21 protein-coding genes are annotated in these 19,127 nt (G+C 69.4%); 6 read left to right on the top strand and 15 right to left on the bottom strand.

The features are described 5' to 3' along the window. Positions 1-2 precede the first annotated feature (2 nt). Positions 3-1,346, top strand: a complete 1,344-nt coding sequence (locus tag GGR16_RS15290; RefSeq protein ID WP_245258831.1) for an ATP-binding protein — start codon at positions 3-5, stop codon at positions 1,344-1,346. Between the two features lie 6 nt (positions 1,347-1,352). On the opposite strand, the gene GGR16_RS15285 is transcribed toward GGR16_RS15290, so the two are convergent. From GGR16_RS15285 to GGR16_RS15265, 5 genes are all read right to left on the bottom strand, one after another. Then, the gene (locus GGR16_RS15285) at positions 1,353-1,709 is read right to left on the bottom strand and encodes a tRNA-binding protein (RefSeq protein WP_019400352.1); all 357 of its coding nucleotides are present in this window, start codon (positions 1,707-1,709) and stop codon (positions 1,353-1,355) included. 177 nt (positions 1,710-1,886) lie between these two features. Beyond that, positions 1,887-2,633: a TetR family transcriptional regulator gene (locus GGR16_RS15280; RefSeq protein ID WP_019400353.1), complete on the bottom strand. Its 747-nt coding sequence runs from the start codon at positions 2,631-2,633 to the stop codon at positions 1,887-1,889. A gap of 146 nt (positions 2,634-2,779) precedes the next feature. Then, positions 2,780-3,601, bottom strand: coding sequence for a pyrroline-5-carboxylate reductase (gene proC, locus GGR16_RS15275; RefSeq protein ID WP_183317119.1), 822 nt, complete (start codon positions 3,599-3,601; stop codon positions 2,780-2,782). A gap of 108 nt (positions 3,602-3,709) precedes the next feature. Continuing rightward, positions 3,710-4,210, bottom strand: coding sequence for a type III secretion system chaperone family protein (locus GGR16_RS15270; protein ID WP_183317118.1), 501 nt, complete (start codon positions 4,208-4,210; stop codon positions 3,710-3,712). Between the two features lie 498 nt (positions 4,211-4,708). Continuing rightward, positions 4,709-5,164 (bottom strand): winged helix-turn-helix transcriptional regulator, encoded by a 456-nt coding sequence (locus GGR16_RS15265; RefSeq protein WP_183317117.1) that lies wholly within the window; start codon positions 5,162-5,164, stop codon positions 4,709-4,711. A gap of 112 nt (positions 5,165-5,276) precedes the next feature. Here GGR16_RS15265 and GGR16_RS15260 point away from each other — a divergent pair, with 112 nt between their 5' ends. After that, entirely contained in the window at positions 5,277-6,521 is a 1,245-nt protein-coding gene (locus tag GGR16_RS15260) for an MFS transporter (protein WP_183317116.1), read from the top strand. Positions 6,522-6,827: 306 nt separating this feature from the next. Here the strand turns inward: GGR16_RS15260 and GGR16_RS15255 are convergent, their stop codons facing one another. Further along, the gene (locus tag GGR16_RS15255) at positions 6,828-7,106 is read right to left on the bottom strand and encodes an accessory factor UbiK family protein (protein WP_019400358.1); all 279 of its coding nucleotides are present in this window, start codon (positions 7,104-7,106) and stop codon (positions 6,828-6,830) included. Positions 7,107-7,316: 210 nt separating this feature from the next. On the opposite strand from GGR16_RS15255, the gene lgt reads away from it, so the two are divergent. Genes lgt through pgeF form a run of 3 tightly spaced genes read left to right on the top strand, consistent with a single transcriptional unit; the run spans position 7,317 to position 10,107 of the window. Further along, positions 7,317-8,189, top strand: a complete 873-nt coding sequence (lgt, locus tag GGR16_RS15250; protein WP_183317115.1) for a prolipoprotein diacylglyceryl transferase — start codon at positions 7,317-7,319, stop codon at positions 8,187-8,189. Continuing rightward, positions 8,186-9,298 carry a class I SAM-dependent methyltransferase gene (locus tag GGR16_RS15245; protein ID WP_019400360.1) on the top strand — a complete coding sequence of 371 codons (1,113 nt, stop codon included), beginning with the start codon at positions 8,186-8,188 and terminating at the stop codon, positions 9,296-9,298. Before lgt ends, GGR16_RS15245 begins: the two co-directional genes overlap by 4 nt. Beyond that, positions 9,295-10,107: a peptidoglycan editing factor PgeF gene (gene pgeF, locus GGR16_RS15240; protein ID WP_183317114.1), complete on the top strand. Its 813-nt coding sequence runs from the start codon at positions 9,295-9,297 to the stop codon at positions 10,105-10,107. The genes GGR16_RS15245 and pgeF overlap by 4 nt, the downstream gene beginning before the upstream one ends. Here the strand turns inward: pgeF and GGR16_RS15235 are convergent. After that, positions 10,097-10,891, bottom strand: coding sequence for a glycosyltransferase family 2 protein (locus tag GGR16_RS15235; RefSeq protein WP_053193217.1), 795 nt, complete (start codon positions 10,889-10,891; stop codon positions 10,097-10,099). The genes pgeF and GGR16_RS15235 overlap by 11 nt on opposite strands. 589 nt (positions 10,892-11,480) lie before the next feature. On the opposite strand from GGR16_RS15235, the gene GGR16_RS15230 reads away from it, so the two are divergent. Then, on the top strand, positions 11,481-12,158 hold the full coding sequence (locus tag GGR16_RS15230) for an outer membrane protein (RefSeq protein WP_026014801.1): 678 nt from the start codon (positions 11,481-11,483) through the stop codon (positions 12,156-12,158). A 134-nt stretch (positions 12,159-12,292) separates the two neighbouring features. Here GGR16_RS15230 and GGR16_RS15225 read toward each other — a convergent pair whose 3' ends face one another. The 8 genes from GGR16_RS15225 to GGR16_RS15190 form a co-directional block, all read right to left on the bottom strand. After that, complete coding sequence (locus tag GGR16_RS15225; protein ID WP_019400364.1) at positions 12,293-12,895, bottom strand: glutathione S-transferase; 603 nt, start codon at positions 12,893-12,895, stop codon at positions 12,293-12,295. Between the two features lie 146 nt (positions 12,896-13,041). Next, on the bottom strand, positions 13,042-13,887 hold the full coding sequence (locus GGR16_RS15220; RefSeq protein WP_183317113.1) for a 23S rRNA (adenine(2030)-N(6))-methyltransferase RlmJ: 846 nt from the start codon (positions 13,885-13,887) through the stop codon (positions 13,042-13,044). 13 nt (positions 13,888-13,900) lie between these two features. Continuing rightward, positions 13,901-14,599 (bottom strand): ribonuclease T2 family protein, encoded by a 699-nt coding sequence (locus GGR16_RS15215; protein WP_183317112.1) that lies wholly within the window; start codon positions 14,597-14,599, stop codon positions 13,901-13,903. 10 nt (positions 14,600-14,609) lie between these two features. Continuing rightward, a complete protein-coding gene (locus tag GGR16_RS15210; protein WP_026014803.1) occupies positions 14,610-15,092 on the bottom strand; it encodes a hypothetical protein in 483 nt (160 codons plus the stop codon). A gap of 84 nt (positions 15,093-15,176) precedes the next feature. Then, positions 15,177-15,731 (bottom strand): winged helix DNA-binding protein, encoded by a 555-nt coding sequence (locus GGR16_RS15205; protein WP_019400368.1) that lies wholly within the window; start codon positions 15,729-15,731, stop codon positions 15,177-15,179. 18 nt (positions 15,732-15,749) lie between these two features. Beyond that, a complete protein-coding gene (locus GGR16_RS15200) occupies positions 15,750-17,057 on the bottom strand; it encodes a TRAP transporter large permease (RefSeq protein ID WP_183317111.1) in 1,308 nt (435 codons plus the stop codon). Between the two features lie 3 nt (positions 17,058-17,060). Beyond that, entirely contained in the window at positions 17,061-17,618 is a 558-nt protein-coding gene (locus GGR16_RS15195) for a TRAP transporter small permease (RefSeq protein ID WP_019400370.1), read from the bottom strand. 317 nt (positions 17,619-17,935) lie between these two features. Further along, positions 17,936-18,910: a TRAP transporter substrate-binding protein gene (locus GGR16_RS15190; protein ID WP_019400371.1), complete on the bottom strand. Its 975-nt coding sequence runs from the start codon at positions 18,908-18,910 to the stop codon at positions 17,936-17,938. Positions 18,911-19,127: the final 217 nt, after the last annotated feature.

Raw genomic sequence — 19,127 nt, 5'->3', positions numbered from 1 at the left:
CGATGGGTCGACCGTCGGCCTTCTTCCACCGGGCCTTGCGCTGGGTCGGCTCGATGATGCCGAAGGGCCTCTATGCCCGCTCGCTCATCATCATCATCGCGCCGGTCGTCATCCTGCAGTCGGTCGTCGCCTATGTCTTCATGGAGCGGCACTGGCAGCTCGTCACGCGGCGGCTGTCGTCCGCCGTGTCGGGCGACGTCGCGGCGCTCATCCACGTCTACGAGAGCTATCCGCAGGATGCGGAGGCGACGATCCTCACGCGCATCGCGGCCCAGGACCTCGGGCTCGACGTCGACATCCTGCCGGGCGAGGAGCTGCCGCCGCCGGGGCCGAAGCCCTTCTTCTCCATCCTCGACAGCGTGCTCTCCGACGAGATCCGCAAGCAGGTGGCGCGCCCGTTCTGGATCGACACCGTCGGGCGCTCCAACCTCATCGAGATCCGCATCAAGCTCGACAAGGTGGTGATGCGCATCATCGCACGGCGCAGCCTCGCCTATGCGTCGAACTCCCACATCTTCCTCGTGTGGATGGTGACGGCATCGCTCGTGCTGCTCGCCGTCGCCATCCTCTTCCTGCGCAACCAGATCAAGCCCATCCTGCGCCTCGCCGACGCCTCCGAGGCCTTCGGCAAGGGCCGCGAGGTCGAGTTCCACCCGCGCGGGGCGCGCGAGGTGCGCCGGGCCGGCCAGGCCTTCCTCGAGATGAAGCAGCGCGTCGAGCGGGCCATCGACCAGCGCACGACCATGCTGAACGGCGTCAGCCACGACCTGCGCACCATCCTGACGCGGTTCAAGCTGTCGCTCGCCATGCTGGAGGACACGCCCGACGTCGAGGCCCTGCGCAAGGACGTCGACGAGATGACGCGCATGCTCGAGGCCTATCTCGCCTTCGCGCGCGGCGATGCCGGCGAGCAGCCGGCGCCGACCGACATGCGGGACCTGCTCGAGGACCTGCAGGCCGATCTCGAGCGCCAGGGCCATGCGACGAGCGTGACCGTGGCCGACGACCTCGTCGTCACCGTACGGCCGGACGCCTTCCGGCGCCTCCTCGTCAACCTGGTCGCCAATGCGGCGCGACACGGCGAGAACATCGCCATCAATGCCCTGCGCGACCTGCGCTGGCTCATCATCACGGTGGACGACGACGGCCCCGGCGTGCCGAAGGAGCTGCGCGAGGAGGTGTTCAAGCCCTTCGTGCGCCTCGACGAGGCGCGCAACGTCGACGACGGCGGCACCGGCCTCGGCCTTGCCATCGCCCGCGACATCGCCCGCTCGCACGGCGGCGACGTGACGCTGATGGACAGCCCGCTGGGCGGCCTCCGGGCGATGGTGCGCATACCCGTCTAGCAGGCCTCAGTACAGCCGCCCGCCGTTCGGCACAGCGCGGTCCGGGCCGATGAGCATGACGTTGCCGGCCGCGTCCGGCACGCCGAGCGTCAGCACCTCGGACATGAAGGGGCCGATCTGGCGCGGCGGGAAGTTGACGACCGCCAGCACCTGCCGGCCGACGAGATCCTCGGGCCCGTGGTTCTGGGTGATCTGGGCCGACGACTTCCTGCGCCCGATGTCACCGCCGAAATCGATCACGAGCTTGAATGCCGGCTTGCGGGCCTCCGGGAAGGGGGCGACCTCGACGATGGTGCCGACGCGGATGTCGATCTTGAGGAAATCGTCGAAGGTGATGCGTTCGCTTGCGAGGGCAGTCGACATCGGCAGGAATTCTCCATCGGTTGCGGGCGTCGCCGCATGTGCCGCCGGCGACGCTCCAATGCAAGAGCATCGCGCAACGCATCCCAACGTCGGCGTGGAGAAACGGCCGATGGTGACAGAAGATGCCGCATCCGGGCCCGCCGCAGCAGATCCTGCGGCGGGCCCGAATGATGCGGGTCAGATGGCCGGGGCGAAGGATTCGTTGTCGTCGCCGTCGATGTCGCGGCGGCTGCGCGCCCGCTCGCGCCAATAGCGGCGATTGCGGGCGCGGCCCTCGCAGAAAACGCGTGCGGCGGCCCGGAACGGGGCGGCGAGACGGTAGGCATCCTCGGCGCAGCGCAGCATGCGCTCCCCGCGCGTCAGCTCCCGGTCGAGGCGCGCCATGGTCGCGGCGAGCGCCGGATCGTCGTCGTCGTACCAGGTGTCGAGCACGCGCGCGTAGACGAGGACGGCGCCCTGCAGGCGCACCTGCCCCATAGAGCCTTCCGTGTCGATGCCCGCAGCCTCCAGCATGAAGCGCTGGGAATTGAGCGTCAGCCGCGCCAGCTCCGGCAGGGCCGTCAGTTCGCGCCGGAGACTGCGGGACAGGCGCTTGAGGGCGGCCCGGTAGGGGGTCAGCGCATCGAGCCGGCGCATCATGACGTCGAAGACGCGCTCGCGGGCCGGCTGGTCCGCCATGCTGTCGGGCGCATCGGGCGCCGGCATGGCCTCAAGCACCGCCTTGTCGATGCGGCGGCTGAACTCGGCGAGGACGGCGCCCTTGGAGCCGAAGGCGCCGCGGAACTCGGCGAGCGTCACGCCCGCCTCGGCGGCGATGTCGGAGAGGCGGATCGCGTCCCAGTCCCGCTCGGCGGCGAGGCGCATGAGGGCCTCGACGATGTCACCGCGGATGTCGCGCGCCTTTTCGGTGGCCTTGGCTGCCATGTCGTCCTCCTCGATGCACGGTCTATCTTCAAGATAGGCATTGCTGCCGGCATCGGAAGGGGAATCGTGCCTGCAGGGCGCGATTGCGCGCCCCGACAGCCCGTCGACTGCCGGCGATGGCGGCCGGCAGCGTTCTCATATCTCTGTCAGCCGGACAGTTCGCCGGCGCGTTTCCTGGCTGCCGCGACGGCCTTCGTCAGCAGCGGCTGCAGCCCGTCCTTGGCCATCAGCACGTCGAGGGCGGCGGCCGTGGTGCCGCCGGGGGAGGTGACGTTCTGGCGCAGCTTGGCCGGGGCGAGCTCCGTCTGGCGCAGCATCTCGCCGGCGCCGACCACCGTGGCGCGGGCGAGCCGGGCGGCGAGGTCCGGCGGCAGGCCGGCGGCCGCTCCCGCCTCGGCGAGGCATTCGGCGAGATGGAAGACATAGGCCGGGCCGGAGCCGGACACGGCCGTGACCGCGTCGATCAGGCTCTCGTCGTCGAGCCATTCCACGGTGCCGACGCCCTTGAGCAGGCTGTCGGCAATGATGCGCCGCTCGCGGCTGGTCTCGCGGCCGGTGACGGCGGCGGTGACGCCGCGGCGCACGGCGGCCGGCAGGTTCGGCATGGCGCGCACGATGGCGCCGGCCGCGGGCAGGCGCGCGCGCAGGTTGGCGATGGTCTTGCCGGCGAGAATGGAGACGACGAGCGTCCCGGCGCCGGCGAGCCGCGCGATGGTGTCGGCGCTCGCATCGAGCGACTGCGGCTTGATGGCGAGGACGAGGGCGGCCGGTGGATCAACCTCGGCGAGCGGCGGGTTGAGCCTGAGGCCCTTCTCGCGCGCGAGCGCCGTCATCTCCGGCGCGGGGTGCGGGTCGAGAATGGTCACGGCCTCCGGCGCAAGGCCGTTGGCGAGCCAGCCGTCGAGCATGGCGCCGCCCATCTTGCCGGCGCCGACGAGAACCAGGGTTTCGGGAAATACGAGAGACATCGGGCCCCTATCCGAAGAAGATCGACCTGCGCCGAGGGCGCGGCCTGATGCCCGCTGTTGTAGGCCGCGGCGGCGCAACTTGCCACCGCGACCTGTCCGGCTGCGGCGTCAGGCCTCGCCTTCGGTTTCGAACAGGACGCTCTCCAGCGCCTCGCGGGCGCTCTTGCCGGCCCAGAGCACGAACTGGAAGGCCTGGTAGTGGCGCTCGCAGGCCTCGAGGGCGGTGCGCAGCATGCTCTCGCACTGGCTGCGTGTCGGCTCCGCACCGCCGCTCAAGAGCAGGGCGTGACGGAACATGACGACGTTCTGCGCGCTCCACAGGTCGAAATGGCCGACCCAGAGCTGCTCGTTGATGAGCGAGACGAGCTGCAGCAGTTCCGCCTTGCGCCGCTCGGGCACCTTGAGGTCGAAGGCGCAGGCGACATGCACCGCCTCGACGTCCTCGATCCAGGTGAAGGCGATATGATACTCGGCCCAGACGCCGGCCACCGAGATCGACATTTCGTCGTCCTCGGCCCGGTCGAAGGCCCAGTCGTTGATGAAGGCGAGCCGCTCGACGACATCGAGCGGGTGTTCGCTGCGTTCGTAATCAAACTCGACGTGGGTCATTGCCGATACCTCGGCTCGCTCGGACGGTTCGGGCAACCGGCCATGAGCCCGGCTGCCGTGAAGCAACGCAGTACACGGGCGACGCGACCACGCCGTTGCCGCTATATTTCGAAGAGATATCGCGCCAACGACGTATTCGTTACAGGCACTGATCCGAATAGACCGAACGCCTGCGACGAATCACCTTTCTCTTCGACTATAGCGCGCCGGAGTCCCGACGCACAGAACACGTTTGAACGCTCGGAGATTCGGGCCCGGGCCACAACCGGTGCCGCCGGCCTGTCCACAACGGATGAAGGGGGCGGCCGGGCGGCGGTATGCACGCGCTCGGCGATTGGTGGCAGTGCAGCGTAAATGCTGCAGCGCAAGGCGGGGCGCCGGCGTGTGCAGTCCGCCTTCACTCTGCGCTGGGGGCCGGTTCACGTTCCGCTCGCCTTGCGCAGGCCGGAAAGCGGAACCGCGACCTGCGACAGCTGGCGAAACCGTCAAGCCCGGACGTCAGGCCTGGCCTGCTTCCGGGACCTTGAGGATGACGGCTTCGTCCGGGCCGATCGGGCGCCCATCCTCGGTGCGGATGTCGAGCCGCACCGCCTGGCCGGTGGCGCGTTCGACGAGCTGCGAATGCTTTTCGCCCGGCGCGAAGAGGTGCCGCTCGCCGAACTGCCGCAAGGCGACCATGACGGGGAAGAGATCGCGCCCCCTCTCGGTCAGCCGATATTCCTGGCGGGCGCCCTCGGCGGCGGGCACGGTCTCGAGAATGCCTCGCTCCGTGAGGGCGCGCAGGCGGGTCGCCAGGATATTCCTGGCGATGCCGAGGCTCCTCTGGAATTCGCTGAAGCGTGTCAGCCCGTCGAAGGCATCACGGACGATCAGCAGCGACCACCAGTCGCCGATCACGTCGAGCGAGCGGGCGCTCGGACAATAATCGCCCTTGTGACTCTTGCGCTTGACCATGGCGCTCTGCGGGCTCCCGTGACTGCCGTCGTCATGACGGTTGCATAATAAAACCGATATTGCTATCGATCAATCGGTTTCATATTGAAACTCATCCCGCACGGAGCTCGACATGCAACCGGATCACACGGCTGCGCCCGCCGGCGCCGCCGGCGCCTGTGCGCGCCTCGATGGAACCGCAACAGGTGCGGCTGCCGGCGCGCCGCTCTCCCGCGCCCTCGCCCTGCTCTTTGCGACGGCGAGTGGGCTCGCCGTCGCCAATGCCTATTTTGCCCATCCGCTTCTCGACGTGATGGCTGACGACCTCGACCTGCCGCGCGCGACCGTCGGCCTCATCGTGGGTGCGACGCAGGTCGGTTACGGGCTTGGACTGATCCTCCTCGTGCCGGTCGGCGATCTCGTCGATCGCCGCAAGCTGGTGATCATCCAGTCCCTCCTGATGGTCCTCGCGCTTCTTTCGGTCGGCTTCGCCCCGACCGGAGCCGCGCTGCTCGCCGCGATGGCGGCCATGGGCTTCTTCGCCGTGATCACGCAGGCTTTCGTCGCCTATGCGGCGAGCCTCGCCCGGCCCGACGAGCGCGGCGCGGTTGTCGGCACGGTGACGAGCGGCATCGTCATCGGCATCCTGCTTGCCCGCACCGTCGCAGGCGCTCTTGCCGACGTCTCCGGATGGCGCACCGTCTATCTCCTGTCGGCGGCCCTTACGCTCGTCATCACCGCAATCCTCGTTCGCGTCCTCCCGGCACAGCCGAAGCAGGGCGCCCACGTCCCGTATCCGCGGCTCATCGCCTCGCTCGCCACGCTCTTCCGCGAGGAACCGGTACTGCGCGTCCGCGCTATTCTCGCCATGTTGATCTTTGCGGATATCACGACGCTGCTGACGCCCTTGGTTCTGCCGCTGAGCGCGCCACCCTATTCGCTCTCCCACACGATGATCGGCCTCTTCGGGCTCGCCGGGGTCGCGGGCGCGCTCGGCGCCGCGCGGGCCGGGCACTGGACGGACCGGGGGCTCGGACAGCGCGTCACCGGGATCGCGCTCGCGCTCATGCTCGTCTCGTGGCTGCCGATCGCGCTTCTCCCTTACTCCATCCTGTGGCTGGTCCTCGGCGTCATCGTCCTCGACTTCGGCCTGCAGGCGGTGCACGTGACCAACCAGGGCCTCATCTATCGTGTGCGGCCGGAGGCGCAGAGCCGGCTCACCGCCGCCTACATGGTCTTCTATTCGATCGGCAGCGCACTGGGCTCCTCGTCCTCGACGGCCATATATGCCTATGCGGGCTGGACCGGCGTCTGCCTGCTAGGAACCGGCATCGCGGCGGTGGCCCTCCTCTTCTGGGCCTTCACGCTGCAGCGGTGACGGAAGCGGCTGTGTCTCGCCCGTTCCTTGCCTGCTTGCCGCGCCCCTTGCCAGGGCGGGCCCCGCCGGCTCAAGCGGGACTGGCCAGAGCGCGTGGCCCGCCTTTACCTCCAGGCACGCGCTCGTTCCCCGGATGCACCGCGGCATGAAATGCTGCGGTGCATCCGGGCCCATCCTAAGGTGCCTTCGGCAGATTCTTGTGCTGGGTCCCGGGTCGCATTCCGCTTGCGCTGCATGCGCCCGGGACACGAGGTTGCTCTTGGAAGCGACGGCGTGCGATCGGCTCGACTGCCGACTGCCGCTTGCCTATTCCCGCTCCGCCGCGTCCTGCTCGTCGCGGGCGAGGCGCGCCTCGAGCTCGGCGATCCGGGCGGCGAGGCGGTCGTTCTCGTCGCGGGCGGCGGCGGCCATGTCGCGCACGGCGTCGAACTCCTCGCGGCTGACCACGTCCATGCTGCGGAGCATGCGCTCCATCTGGGCGCGGACGATGGTTTCCAGCTCGCGGCGGGCGCCCTCGGCCATGCCGGCGGCATCGGTGACGAGGCGGGCGATGTCGTCGAAAATCCGGCCGGTGGTCTGGGTCATGGCTGCCTCCTCGCGCAGTTTGGCTTGGCTATAGCACAAGTGCGGCGGTGCGAGCGGCCCCTTCCCACGAAAAGATTGTCGCACTCAGGCCCCGTTTCCCGTGCTATGGCCGGTGATGTCGTCGCGGGCCGCCGCGGCGGGGTTGACGCCGCGTCCCTGGTCGGGAAAGTCGCGCGAAGACCGCCCGGACGATCCGCTGACGAGATCGAGATGCCCACCTTCGCAATCGCCTTCCCCATGATCGATCCGGTGGCCATCAGCATCGGTCCGCTCGCCATCCGCTGGTATGCGCTCGCCTATATCGCCGGGCTCCTCGGTGGCTGGTGGTATGCGCGCGCCCTCGTGCGCAAGCCGGGCCTGTGGGGCGGGATGGACCGGCGGCCGACGCAGACCGACCTCGACGATCTGCTCGTCTATGCGGCGATCGGCGTCGTCGTCGGCGGGCGCCTCGGCTACGTCCTCTTCTACAACCTGCCGCACTATCTCGCGCAGCCGGCGGAGATCCTCGCGGTGTGGAAGGGGGGCATGTCCTTCCACGGCGGCCTTCTCGGGGCGGCGCTCGGCGTCGTCGTGCTGGCGCGCCGGCGCGGGCTTCCGGTCCTGACCATGTTCGACCTTGCCGCGACGGTGGCGCCCATCGGCCTCTTCTTCGGCCGCATCGCCAATTTCATCAATGCGGAGCTGTGGGGGCGGCCGGCACCAGACTTTCCCTATGCCGTCATCTTCCCGGGCGGCGGGCCCGTGCCGCGCCACCCGAGCCAGCTCTATGAGGCCTTTTCGGAGGGGCTCCTCCTGTTCGCGCTGCTGGCCCTCGTCGTGCGCCTCGCCGGCTTTCGTCGGCCCGGCCTCGTCGCCGGCGTCTTCGCCGCCGGCTATGCGGTGGCGCGCAGCGTCTGCGAGTTCTTCCGCGAGCCGGATCCGCAGCTCGGCTTCCTCTTCGGCCGCGAGGTCTCGGCGCTCGAGGGCGGGGTGACGATGGGCATGCTGCTCAGTCTGCCGCTGCTCGCCGCCGGGCTCTTCCTCATCTGGCGGGCCCTGCGGCGCGAGCCGCTGCCGGCCGGCGGAACGGGAGCAGCGGCATGAGCCAGCTCAAGAGCGAGATCGCTGCCATCATCGCCGCCGAGGGGCCGATCTCGGTCGAGCGCTTCATGGCGCTCGCCCTCGGCCACCCGCGCCACGGCTATTACATGACGCGCGACCCCTTCGGCCGAGCGGGGGATTTCATCACGGCGCCGGAAGTCTCGCAGATGTTCGGCGAGCTCATCGGCCTGTGGGCGGCGTCCGTCTGGCAGACGATGGGCGCCCCCGACAAGCTCCGCCTCGTCGAGCTCGGCCCCGGCCGGGGCACGCTGATGGCGGATCTCCTGCGCGCCGGCCGCGTGCTGCCCGGCTTCTCCGAAGCGGTCGACGTCCATCTCGTCGAGACGAGCCCGGTGCTGCGCGCCGCGCAGAAGGCCTCGCTCGCCGGGCGCGTCGCGGCGCTCCACTGGCACGACCGGGTCGAGGACCTGCCGCCGGGGCCTGCCGTCATCGTCGCCAATGAGTTCTTCGACGCCCTGCCGGTGCGCCAGTTCGTGCGCCAGGGCGGCGTCTGGCGCGAGCGGCTCGTGGGCCTCGATGGGGAGGGGCGCCTCGTCTTCGGTCTTGCGGCGGAATCGGAGCCGCGCCTCACGCAGCAGGCGGGGGAGGGGGCGGTGCTGGAGGTGCCGCTCGTCGGTCACGGCATCATGCGCGCCCTCGCCCAGCGGCTCGCGGCCGACGGCGGGGCGCTGCTCGCCATCGACTACGGCCATCTCGCGACGGCGCCGGGCGACACGCTGCAGGCGATGAAGAATCACAAGCCGGTCGATCCGCTGGCCGAGCCGGGCGAGGCGGACCTGACGGCGCATGTGGATTTCGCCGCCCTCGGGCGGGCGGCGCTCGCCGCCGGCGCCGTGCTGCAGGGACCCGTCACGCAGCGGGTGTTCCTCGAGGCGCTCGGCCTCGGCACGCGGGCGGAGCGGCTGCAGCGCTCGGGGAGCCCCGATCAGGCCCGGGCCATTGCCGGCCAGCATCAGCGGCTGGTGGAGGGCGGGCGCACCGGGATGGGCGAATTGTTCAAGGTGATGGCGGTGACGCATCCGGACCTGCCGATGCTGCCGGGCTTCGACCGCCTGACGACACCGGCCGAGGCAAGCGGGGAAGAACCATGAACGCACCGGACAGGGCCTTTGCGGACAGTGCGACGGCGGAGGCGATCGAGGCGGAGGCGCTCGCCGCGCTCGGCGGCATCCGCCACGCCTTCTTCACGCGCCGTGGTGGCGTCTCGGGCGGCATCTACGGCTCGCTCAACGGCGGCACCGGCTCGCGCGACGACGCGGCAGCCGTGCGCGAGAACCGCCGCCGCATGGCGGCCCGGCTCGGGCTGCCGGCCGAGAGCCTCCTCGGCCTCCACCAGGTCCATTCGCCGGACGTGGTGACCGTCGAGGCGCCATGGCCGGCGGATGCGCGGCCGAAGGCCGACGGCTGCGTGACCCGGGTGGCGGGCATCGGCCTCGGCATCTCCACGGCCGATTGCGGGCCGCTGCTCTTCGCCGATCCCGAGGCGCGCGTCATCGGCGCCGCCCATTCCGGCTGGCGCGGTGCCTTTTCCGGCATCGTCGAGGCGGTGGTCGTGGCGATGGAGGCGCTCGGCGCGGAGCGCGGGCGCATCACCGCCGTGCTCGGGCCGACGATCAGCGCATCAGCCTATGAGGTCGGGCCGGAATTCGTCGCCCAGTTCCACGCGGCCGACCCGGCCTATGAGCGCTTCTTCACGCCTGCGCAGCGGGCGGACCATGCCATGTTCGACCTGCCGGGCTTCATCGGTGCGCGCATGGCGTCGGCCGGCGTCGGCCGTTTCGTCGACCTCGGCCTGTGCACCTATGCCGATGAGGACCGTTTCTACAGCTACCGCCGCGGGACCCACCGGGGCGAGCCGGACTACGGCCGGCTGATCGCGGCGATCACGCTCACTTCGTGAGCCGACCCTTCGCGGCGGCCTCGGCGAGCAGGCGTCGCTCGATGTGCTTGGCGACGCGCAGGTAGCGGTAGAAGGCGAAGTTCATCGCCGTCATGAAGCCGTAGACCCCGCGCACGAAGTGCCGGCGGCCGAAATAGGCCTTGATGAAGGCTGCCGGAAATTCGAGGTAGAGCCGCAGCATCGAGACCCGCTCGCCACGCTCTTCGAGATTGTCCGCCTGGGCGTCGGTGTAGCTGTTGAGCTTGGCGAGCTGGTCGCCGAGCGAGCGCACCGAGAAGTGGTGAATGGTGCCCTTGAGCCGGCGCACGCGCGCGCCGGGGGCGAGCACGACCCGGTCGTGCACCGTCGAATCGGAATAGCGACCCATGCTGCGCCGGTAGAGCCGGACCGGCGCCAGGGCGTAGGCGAGGCGATGCGGCGCCGCCTCGCCCGGGAAGATCTCGGCGATCCGCGTCTCATAGGCATCGGCGGCGGGATCGCCGGCGGCGAACAAAGCCGCGATCTCGGCAGCGAGATCCGGCGGCACGACCTCGTCCGCATCGATGTTGAACAGCCAGGGATGGCGGCACTGGTCCTCCGCGAAGCGCTTCTGCGGGCCGTAGCCGGGCCACGGATTGAAGACGACGCGGGCCCCGTGCGCCTCGGCAACGGCGACGGTCGCGTCCGTCGAGCCCGAATCGACGACGACGAGATCATCCGTCAGGTGCCGCACCGCCTCGAGCGTTCGGCCGATGCGGTCCGCTTCATTATGCGCGATGACGAAGATGGAGAGAGGCAGGCTCACGTGTCACACCCTGAGTTCCAGCCTGCCTTTGGCACGCGGGTGCGCGCGCGGCAAGACTCCCGCGCCGTCCAAGGCCGCCCTGCGAGTCGCTTTTCAGCGCAACGCGAGCCTGCGAAGCGGCGGCCCGCCGGCAGCGGGGTTGGGGCTGGCGATGCCGGTGCGAGCGATCGCGCTTCCACCTCGCTTCGCGCGCCGGCATTTCCGGCGACAAGTGTCGCGCGGCGGCCTCTTAAGTGTTCGTTAGGCATAGCTGCAATGCAGCAACCGGGCAGGCATGCCGCGAAGGCTGCGCCATAACGTCCGGAATGGGGTCGAGAAGGGCATGATGAACGGTTGGTTAACACCGCCGTCCGGCTACGAAAATGAAATAAACACAATAGGTTGATGCGTTCGCGCGGAAGGTGCCAGCCGCCCTTGCGCCGCCTGCCTTAAGGTGGTCCCACATTTCTCCCGGCTTCCGTCACTTTTCAGCCATAGTCGCCGAAGGGGCCTGTGGCGGCGCAGCAACAGACAGCCGGGAGAGGTTCGGTTAGAAGGATGCAACTTCCGGGCGGGCCGCGGTCCGTGGGAAGCATTAAGGAGTTAAATGATGAAAAAGATTCTTCTCGCGGGTGTTGCTGCTGCCGGCCTCATCGCTTCCGGCGCCGCGGCGTTCGCTGCCGACCTTCCGAGCCGCAACGTCGCCCCCGTCGCTCCGGCTCCGGTCGTTCCGATCTTCACCTGGACCGGCTTCTACGTCGGTGTGAACGCCGGCTACGGCTGGGGTGAGTTCTCGAAGGCTCCGGGCTTCGATGATCCGGACGGCTTCGTCGGTGGTGGCCAGATCGGCTACAACTACCAGATCGGCCAGTTCGTCGTCGGTCTCGAGACGGACATCCAGTACGCCGACCTCAAGGGCAGCACCTCCGCCACGACGTTCGCCAACGGCAACATCGGCACCGGCCGCGGCGAGGTCGAGTACTTCGGTACCGTCCGTGCCCGCGTCGGCGCTGCCTTCGACCGCGCCCTCATCTACGTGACGGGTGGTCTTGCCTACGGCGAGACGAAGTTCTCGGGCATCGACGCCACGGCTGGCCTGTCGTTCTCGAAGTCGGAGACGAGCGTCGGCTGGACGCTCGGCGCCGGTCTCGAGTACGCCTTCACCAACAACATCACTGCCAAGGCCGAATACCTCTACGTCGACCTCGGCGACAACCGTTACTACGGTGCCAACAAGGCGGAGACCCAGTTCTCGGTCGTCCGCGCCGGCCTGAACTACAAGTTCTAGTCGGCTTCCGGTTCACACCGGTTCCTCACGACCCGGCGACTTCGGTCGCCGGGTTTTTTATTGGCCGGGGCGGCAGCGCACCCACAGCGTGAAACGCCCGGCCCCGGAGCGTCTAGGCCGGGCCGTGGCGTGCGTTACGCCGAAACCTTCGTCTTCTCGAAGGCGGGGACGCGCTCCGCGAAGTCGTCGAGCCAGGCGACGAGTGCCGGATGCTCGTTGCGCCAGGCGCCGCCGAAGCGCAGGTCGAGATAGCCGAGGGCACAGGCCAGCGCGACATGGCCGATGTCGAGGCCGGCGGCGAGGCTCGGCGGGGCGGCGGCAACCGAGGCGAGGGCGCGCGCGACCTTGCCGGCCTGGTGTTCCACCCACTTCGGCTCGTGCTTGTCCGGGCCGCGGAAGCGGCTCTCGTAGACCTGCAGGATGGCGGCATCCATGATGCCATCGGCGAGCGCCTGGCGGACAAGCGCATCGAAGCGCTTCTCACCCGCGGGATAGAGGCCGCCGCCGGCGAGGTGGTCGAGATATTCCGCGATGACGCGCGAATCATAGAGGACGCGTCCATCCTCGAGGACGAGGGCCGGGATCTTGCCGAGCGGGTTCTGCCGGCGCAGCGAATCGCCCGGGTCGGTCGTGTCGGCCGGCACGATCTCGATACGGTCGGAGAGGCCCAGAACGGCGGCGGCGATCTTGACCTTGCGGCCGAAGGGGGAGGCGGGGGACGAGCGCAGGACGAGCATGGGCTAAGCTTCTCCTCGGGCGGTCTGAAGGCGAATCGGCAGCGGCTGACGTGTCGGCAGCCGTGGCAAGCTTTGTGACGGGCCGGCCTTGTGCGGGCAAGCGCCCGCGGCGCATGGCTGCGGGGTGAGGCCGGCGGTGCGGGCCGTCACTCGCCGGCGATCCATTCGGCGCGGAAGCCGGCGCGGGCGCCTTGCGCCAGGCGCTCGGCGAGGGCCGGCAGCAGGATTTCGGCCTCCTCCTTGAGCGTCCACGGCGGGTTGACGACGACGAGGCCGGAGCCGTTGAGGCGAGCCGCATCGCGCCCGTCGGTCACCATCAGTTCGAGGCGCAGCACCTTGCGCGTGCCGCTTGCGGCGAGGCGCGCGGCGAAGGCGTCGATGGCGCGCACGTCCTTGATCGGGTACCAGCCGGCGAAGAGGCCGGTCGGCCACTTCTTCCAGGCGCGGGCGATCTCGTCCGCCAGCCGCTCGAGTTCTCCCGGCTCCTCGAAGGGCGGGTCGATGAGCACGAGGCCGCGCCGCTCGGGCGGCGGGATCATGGCGTTGAGCGCGGTCCAGCCGTCGAGCGCGATCGCCTTGATGCGCTGGTCGTAGGTCAGGATGCGGGTGAGCGTTTCGGCGTCCTTCGGGTGCTTCTCGATGGCGATGGCGCGGTCCTGCCGGCGCAGCATGGCCGAGACGAGCATCGGCGAGCCGGGATAGGTGTTTTCCCCGTGGCGGGCACGCACGGCTGCGATGGCGGCCCGGTAGGGAGCGATCAGCGCCTCGGCCTCCTCGGGCAGCGGCGCCTCTAGCCGGCCGATGCCGTTGCGCCATTCCGCGGTCTTCTCGGCCTCCTCGCCGGCAAGATCGTACAGCCCGATGCCGGCATGGGTGTCGATGACGCGGAACGGCGCGTCCTTCTTCAGAAGATGGACGAGGATGCGCGCGAGCAGCGCGTGCTTCATCACGTCGGCGAAATTGCCGGCGTGATAGGCGTGGCGGTAGTTCATGTCGGCAAGATCCTCACCGCGGCGCCTCGACCTTGAGATCGCCGAAGCGGCAGCCGCTGCGGTCGACCTCGGGACAGGTGCGGAAGCCGCGCAGGTCCTTCGTCAGGCAGATGCGCACCTCCTGCAGCACGCCGCGCCGGCAGACGATCGACATCATGTCGGTCCTGAGGCCCTTGTTAACGGCGACGAAGGCGCGTTCGAGGTCGATGGGCGTGAAGGCCTGGTCCCCGGCCGGGCTCTGCAGCTGCGGCGGGATCGTCACCATGTCGCGCGCGCGCTTCACGTCGGCGAAATAGTCGCTCGGGCTCCTGCCGGAGCAGGTGCCATGCTTGCGCCACTGATAGCGCACGAGGCCCTCGTCCGGATAGAGCCCCGCGGCTTCGGCGACGGCGGCGCGCGAGGGATTGCGTGGCACGTTGGCGCAGTCGGTCGGATAGCCCCGCTCATGCTGCGGCCACAGGCCGTGCACGACGAAGCCGAGGCCAGCCCCGTCACGGCACTGCTCGCGCTCGTCGGCCTTGTCGGACAGCGCGCAGAAGCCCGGCGACCAGGAGAGGGCAAGCACGTAGAAGTCGAATGCGCCGGGGCGGCCACCCCGCTCGGGCCCGGCGGCATCGGCACCGCCCGCGAGCAGAAGGGCGCTCAGGCTCGCGCAGATGGCCAGCCCCGCTCTGCGGCCGGTGAGGCGGGGCCGCCCGTTCGATCTCGGCATCGGCGCTCTTTCAGGGGCGGGCGGCGCGGCAGTGGCCGCCATAGGCATAGGAGCGGTCGAGCCCGCTGACGCACCATTCGACGTTCCAGCCCCAACCGGCAAGCCCGAGATCTTCGCGCACCGAATAATAGACCGTGCGCTTGCGCCCGTCGGACGTCCAGGAGCGGGCCGCGCAGAAGCGGCGTGGAATGTAGCTCGCGCCCCACGGGCGATAACCGAGGGAGCGGATGTGCTCGAAACTGGTGATGCTGAGCGAGGAGGCCCAGTAGCGCGCCTCGGTGGTGGCGAAGCGCTCCCGGATGTCGGAGAGCACGGCCGGATCGTCGCAGGCCGGCACGCGGCCCGTCCAGGGCACCTCCCGACGCTCGGCCGGGACCGTGTCGGAAAGATAGGCCGGGCCGGCGCGATAGGCGACGGTCCGGTCGTAGTCGGCGGCAAGGGCCATGGAGCTCATGGTAACGGCTGCGACTGACAAGGCGAACAAGGCGCGCATCGCTCTCCCCACACGCAATGAGTGAAGGTCGTGTGGCGGACGATGCGCGGCGCGACGGCGAAGGTCAAGCGGCGCGGCGCCGTCTCAGAGCGAAGCGGCCGAGCGGGCGGCCTGGTCGTAATGGCCGGACAGGGCCCGCATGTTGCTCGCGATCTGCGACAGGGCGCCCTCGTCGAGGCCGAGGCCGCGCACCGCGCGCACGAGCAGCTGCTCGCGGATGGCGCGATAGCGCAGGCAGGCGGCCTCGCCCTCGGGCGTGACGGCGACCGTCTTCTCCTTGCCCGTGCGGCCGCTCTTCACGAGCTTGAGGCGCTCGAGCTTCTTGACGGCGTAGGTCACGAGGTGGGTGTCCTCGACATTGAGGACGAGGCAGATGTCGGCGAGCTTCTTGCCCTTGCCGCGGTGGTTGACGGAGTGCAGCACGAGCACGTCGAGCGGCGACAGGTCCGGCACCCCCGCGGCGGCCATGCCGCGCACCATCCAGCGATGGAAGGCATGGCTGACGAGGATGAGGCCGAACTCGAACTCCGAGAGCGCGGGCAGGGCGCCGGAGGCGAGATGGGCCGAGGAGACGATGGGGCCGAGCACGGGCAGGTCCCGTGCCTCCGCCGGGGCGCTGTCGGTGCTGTTCTTCGTCATGGCGACCTCCGCAAGCCCTCAGCCCGCCTCGAGCATGGTGCGCGGCAGCCACAGCGCGAGATCGGGAAAGATCGCGAGCAGGGCCACCACGACGGCGAGGATGAGGAAGAAGGGCAGGGCATAGAGGCCGATGCGGAAGATGCTCCGCCCGGTCATGCCCTGCAGCACGTAGAGATTGAAGCCGACGGGCGGCGTGATCTGCGCCATCTCGACGACGATGACGATGTAGATGCCGAACCAGATGAGGTCGAAGCCCGCGGCCTGGACGAGCGGCATGATCACCGCCGTCGTCAGCACCACCATCGAGATGCCGTCGAGGAAGCAGCCGAGCACCATGTAGAACAGCGTCAGCGCCAGCAGCAGCTGCCACGGGCTGAGGTTCATGGCGCCGATCCATTCGGCGAGCGCCCGCGGGATACCGGTGAAGCCCATCGCCGTCGTCAGGAAGGCCGCGCCGGCGAGGATGAAGGCGATCATGCACGAGGTGCGCGTGGCGCCGAGGAGCCCGTCGCGGAAGCTCGCCCAGTCGAGCGTGCCCATGGCGCGCGACATGACGAGCGACAGCGCGACGCCGACGACCGCGGCCTCCGTCGCCGAGGCGAAGCCGCCGTAGATCGAGCCGATGACGCCGAGGATGAGGAGGATGACCGGGATGAGCCGCCAGCCTGCGACGAGGCGCTCGCGCAGCAGCATCTTCGGCTCGCGCTCGGGCATGCGACCGGGGTTGAGGAGCGCCCAGCCGCCCACATAGGCCATGAAGAGGCCGGCGACGATGATGCCGGGCACGACGCCGGCGATGAACAGGCGCGCGATCGACTGCTCCGTCGCCGCGCCGTAGACGATCATGATCAGCGACGGCGGGATGAGCAGCCCGAGCGTGCCGCCGCCGGCGAGCGTGCCGATGGCGAGGCGCTCGTCATAGCCGCGCTTCTTCAGCTCCGGCAGCGAGATGCGGCCGATGGTGGCGCAGGTTGCGGCGGAGGAGCCGGAGACGGCGGCGAAGATCGTGCAGCCGACGACGTTGACGTGGAGCAGCCGGCCCGGCAGGGCGCGCATCCACGGCGCGAGGCCGGAGAACATGTCCTGCGACAGGCGCGTGCGGTAGAGGATCTCGCCCATCCAGATGAACATCGGCAGGGCGGTGAGGTCCCACGACGTCGCCGCGCCCCAGACGGAGGTGGCGAGCACCTGGCCCGGCGGCGCCGAGACGGCGATGACCATGCCCGAATAGGCGACGATGCCGAGGGCCAGCGCGATCCAGGTGCCGGTGCCGAGGACAAGGAAGAGGACGACGATGAGCAGGCTCGCGAGCGTGACGGCGTCCATCGCTCAGGCCTCCTTGCCGACGGCGATGGCGTCTTCCGACGAGCGGAAGGACGGGCGTCCGCGCACCGCGGTCTCGTGCAATTCGTCGAGGATGGCGATGGTCAGGATGGCGAGGCCGATGGCGAGGCTCGCCTGCGGGATGACGAGCGGCACGGGCACGATGCCGTAGGATTTCTCGTTGAAGGCCCACGAATCGAGGGCGAGCTTGGCCGTGTACCAGGTGCCGTAGCCGCTCGCGAGGGCGGAGAGGCCGAGCGCGAACAGCTCCATCGGCCTGCGCAGCCGTTCCCCGACGAGGGACAGCAGCATGGTGACGCGGATATGGCTGCCGGCCTTGAGGCTGGCGCCGAGCGCGAGGAAGCTGCCCGCCGCAAGAAGGAACCCGCCGATCTCGGCGAGCGAGGGCACGATGAATCCGGTCTGCTCGAGCCCGACCGTGCGCAGGGCGCTGTCGAGCAGGCGGGCACCGACCTGCAGGCCGACGAGCACGGCGATGGCGACGAGGCAGAGGCCAGCGAGCCAGAGCGACAATGAATAGAGACGGTCGAGGGCCGCGCGCATGAGGCCTCCTCCTGCCGGCAGGATGATGAAAGGCGGGCGTCACCGCCGCCGGGGCGGTGCGGATCATTGCATCGAGGGCGCCGGGTCGTGCGGCGGTGAGATGCAAGCCGGTGGTGCTGTTCCCCTCTCCCCCGCTTGCGGTGGGGAGGGGCTAGGGATGGGGGGCGATGCACCGTCCCAACCCCTGCCACCGTCAGCCTGCGGCACCGCTCCCCACCCCGAGCCTCCCCACCACTGCGTGGGGGGAGGGGGAATGGCTCCCGGAGCCCTTGGAGCGATCTATCCGCGATCGGCTCCGATGCGGGACAGCCCTGTCCTCAATTGCGGTAGGCGTCGAGGATGGCCTTGCCGTCCTCGCCCGCGGCCTTCTCCCACTCGGCGGTCATCGTGGCGCCGATCTCGGCGAAGCCCTTCTTCATGTCCTCGGAGGGGGCGGTGACCTTGATGCCGTTCTTGGCGAGCAGGTCCGTCTTCTCCTTGGTCTCGACGGCGCTCATCTCCCAGCCGCGCTCCTCGGCCTTCTTGGCCGCCTCGAGCACCGCCTGCTTCTCGGCGTCGCTGAGCTTGTCGAAGGCGGCCTTGTTGACGATGACCATGTTGCGCGGCAGCCAGGCCTGGGTGTCGTAGTAGTGGCTGAGGAAGTCCCACACCTTGGAATCGGTGCCGGTGGAAGGCGAGGTGATCATCGCGCCGACGCGGCCGGTGGCGAAGGCGGTGGCGATGTCCGAGGCCTCGATCTGCACCGGGACCATGCCGGCGAGCTGGGCGACGCGCTCCGTCGACTTCGAATAGGCGCGGAACTTGACGCCCTTGAGGTCGGCGAGCGTGTCGAGCTCCTGCTTGGCGAAGATGCCCTGCGGCGGCCAGGCCACTGAGAACAGCAGCATCAGGCCCTGCTCGCCGAGCTTCTTCTCGAGGATGGGCTTCTGGGCCGCATAGAGCTTCTTCGAGGCGTCGTAGCTCGAGGCGAGGAAGGGAACCGAATCGACCTCGAAGATCGGGCTCTCGTTGGCGAGGCGCGAGACGAGCAGCTCACCGGCCGGCACCGTGCCGCTGCGCACGGCATTCTTGATGTCGGGGTGCTTGATCAGCGACTGGTTGGCGTGGACCGTGATCTGCAGCGAGCCGCCGGTCGCCGCCTTCACGTCCTCGGCGAACTGGACGATGTTCTTGGTGTGGAAGTTGCCGTCCGGATAAGGCGTCGGCAGGTCCCACTTGTTCTGCGCCACGGCCGGCGAGGCAAGAAGCGCCGCAAGGCCGAGGCCCGCGGCAGCGCGCGTCAAAACGTTCATGACAATCTCTCCCGTGCGGCGCGCGCCCCTTCGCGCGCCGATATTCGCATGCTAGCGGGGCCGGATTTCATGTCAACAAATTGTTGACGTTTTATCATCGTCCTGCTTCTCTCATCCCATGCGCTGCGGCCCGGGAGGGCCCGACGGCGCCGGCAGGAGCGCCTTGGCAGCGGCCGACGCGCCGCGAGGCCGGCACGAAGCCCAGCGTGATTTCGGA

This window comes from Chelatococcus caeni (assembly GCF_014196925.1).
GTDB classification, from domain to species: domain Bacteria; phylum Pseudomonadota; class Alphaproteobacteria; order Rhizobiales; family Beijerinckiaceae; genus Chelatococcus_A; species Chelatococcus_A caeni.
Note: the sequence above shows the minus strand (reverse complement) of the source record. Positions and strands in the feature narration are given on the sequence as shown.

Bases quoted from the DNA above. Each gene is read 5' to 3' on its own strand.
- GGR16_RS15280 (WP_019400353.1), bottom strand. From the start codon at position 2,633: ATGGCAGCCAAGGCCACCGAAAAGGCGCGCGACATCCGCGGTGACATC.
- GGR16_RS15290 (WP_245258831.1), top strand. From the start codon at position 3: ATGGGTCGACCGTCGGCCTTCTTCCACCGGGCCTTGCGCTGGGTCGGC.
- GGR16_RS15220 (WP_183317113.1), bottom strand. From the start codon at position 13,887: ATGAACTACCGCCACGCCTATCACGCCGGCAATTTCGCCGACGTGATG.
- pgeF (WP_183317114.1), top strand. From the start codon at position 9,295: ATGAACGCACCGGACAGGGCCTTTGCGGACAGTGCGACGGCGGAGGCG.
- GGR16_RS15245 (WP_019400360.1), top strand. From the start codon at position 8,186: ATGAGCCAGCTCAAGAGCGAGATCGCTGCCATCATCGCCGCCGAGGGG.
- GGR16_RS15265 (WP_183317117.1), bottom strand. From the start codon at position 5,164: ATGGTCAAGCGCAAGAGTCACAAGGGCGATTATTGTCCGAGCGCCCGC.
- GGR16_RS15285 (WP_019400352.1), bottom strand. From the start codon at position 1,709: ATGTCGACTGCCCTCGCAAGCGAACGCATCACCTTCGACGATTTCCTC.
- GGR16_RS15215 (WP_183317112.1), bottom strand. From the start codon at position 14,599: ATGCCGAGATCGAACGGGCGGCCCCGCCTCACCGGCCGCAGAGCGGGG.
- proC (WP_183317119.1), bottom strand. From the start codon at position 3,601: ATGTCTCTCGTATTTCCCGAAACCCTGGTTCTCGTCGGCGCCGGCAAG.
- GGR16_RS15255 (WP_019400358.1), bottom strand. From the start codon at position 7,106: ATGACCCAGACCACCGGCCGGATTTTCGACGACATCGCCCGCCTCGTC.
- GGR16_RS15230 (WP_026014801.1), top strand. From the start codon at position 11,481: ATGAAAAAGATTCTTCTCGCGGGTGTTGCTGCTGCCGGCCTCATCGCT.
- GGR16_RS15260 (WP_183317116.1), top strand. From the start codon at position 5,277: ATGCAACCGGATCACACGGCTGCGCCCGCCGGCGCCGCCGGCGCCTGT.
- GGR16_RS15200 (WP_183317111.1), bottom strand. From the start codon at position 17,057: ATGGACGCCGTCACGCTCGCGAGCCTGCTCATCGTCGTCCTCTTCCTT.
- GGR16_RS15190 (WP_019400371.1), bottom strand. From the start codon at position 18,910: ATGAACGTTTTGACGCGCGCTGCCGCGGGCCTCGGCCTTGCGGCGCTT.
- GGR16_RS15195 (WP_019400370.1), bottom strand. From the start codon at position 17,618: ATGCGCGCGGCCCTCGACCGTCTCTATTCATTGTCGCTCTGGCTCGCT.
- GGR16_RS15225 (WP_019400364.1), bottom strand. From the start codon at position 12,895: ATGCTCGTCCTGCGCTCGTCCCCCGCCTCCCCCTTCGGCCGCAAGGTC.
- lgt (WP_183317115.1), top strand. From the start codon at position 7,317: ATGCCCACCTTCGCAATCGCCTTCCCCATGATCGATCCGGTGGCCATC.
- GGR16_RS15270 (WP_183317118.1), bottom strand. From the start codon at position 4,210: ATGACCCACGTCGAGTTTGATTACGAACGCAGCGAACACCCGCTCGAT.
- GGR16_RS15210 (WP_026014803.1), bottom strand. From the start codon at position 15,092: ATGCGCGCCTTGTTCGCCTTGTCAGTCGCAGCCGTTACCATGAGCTCC.
- GGR16_RS15205 (WP_019400368.1), bottom strand. From the start codon at position 15,731: ATGACGAAGAACAGCACCGACAGCGCCCCGGCGGAGGCACGGGACCTG.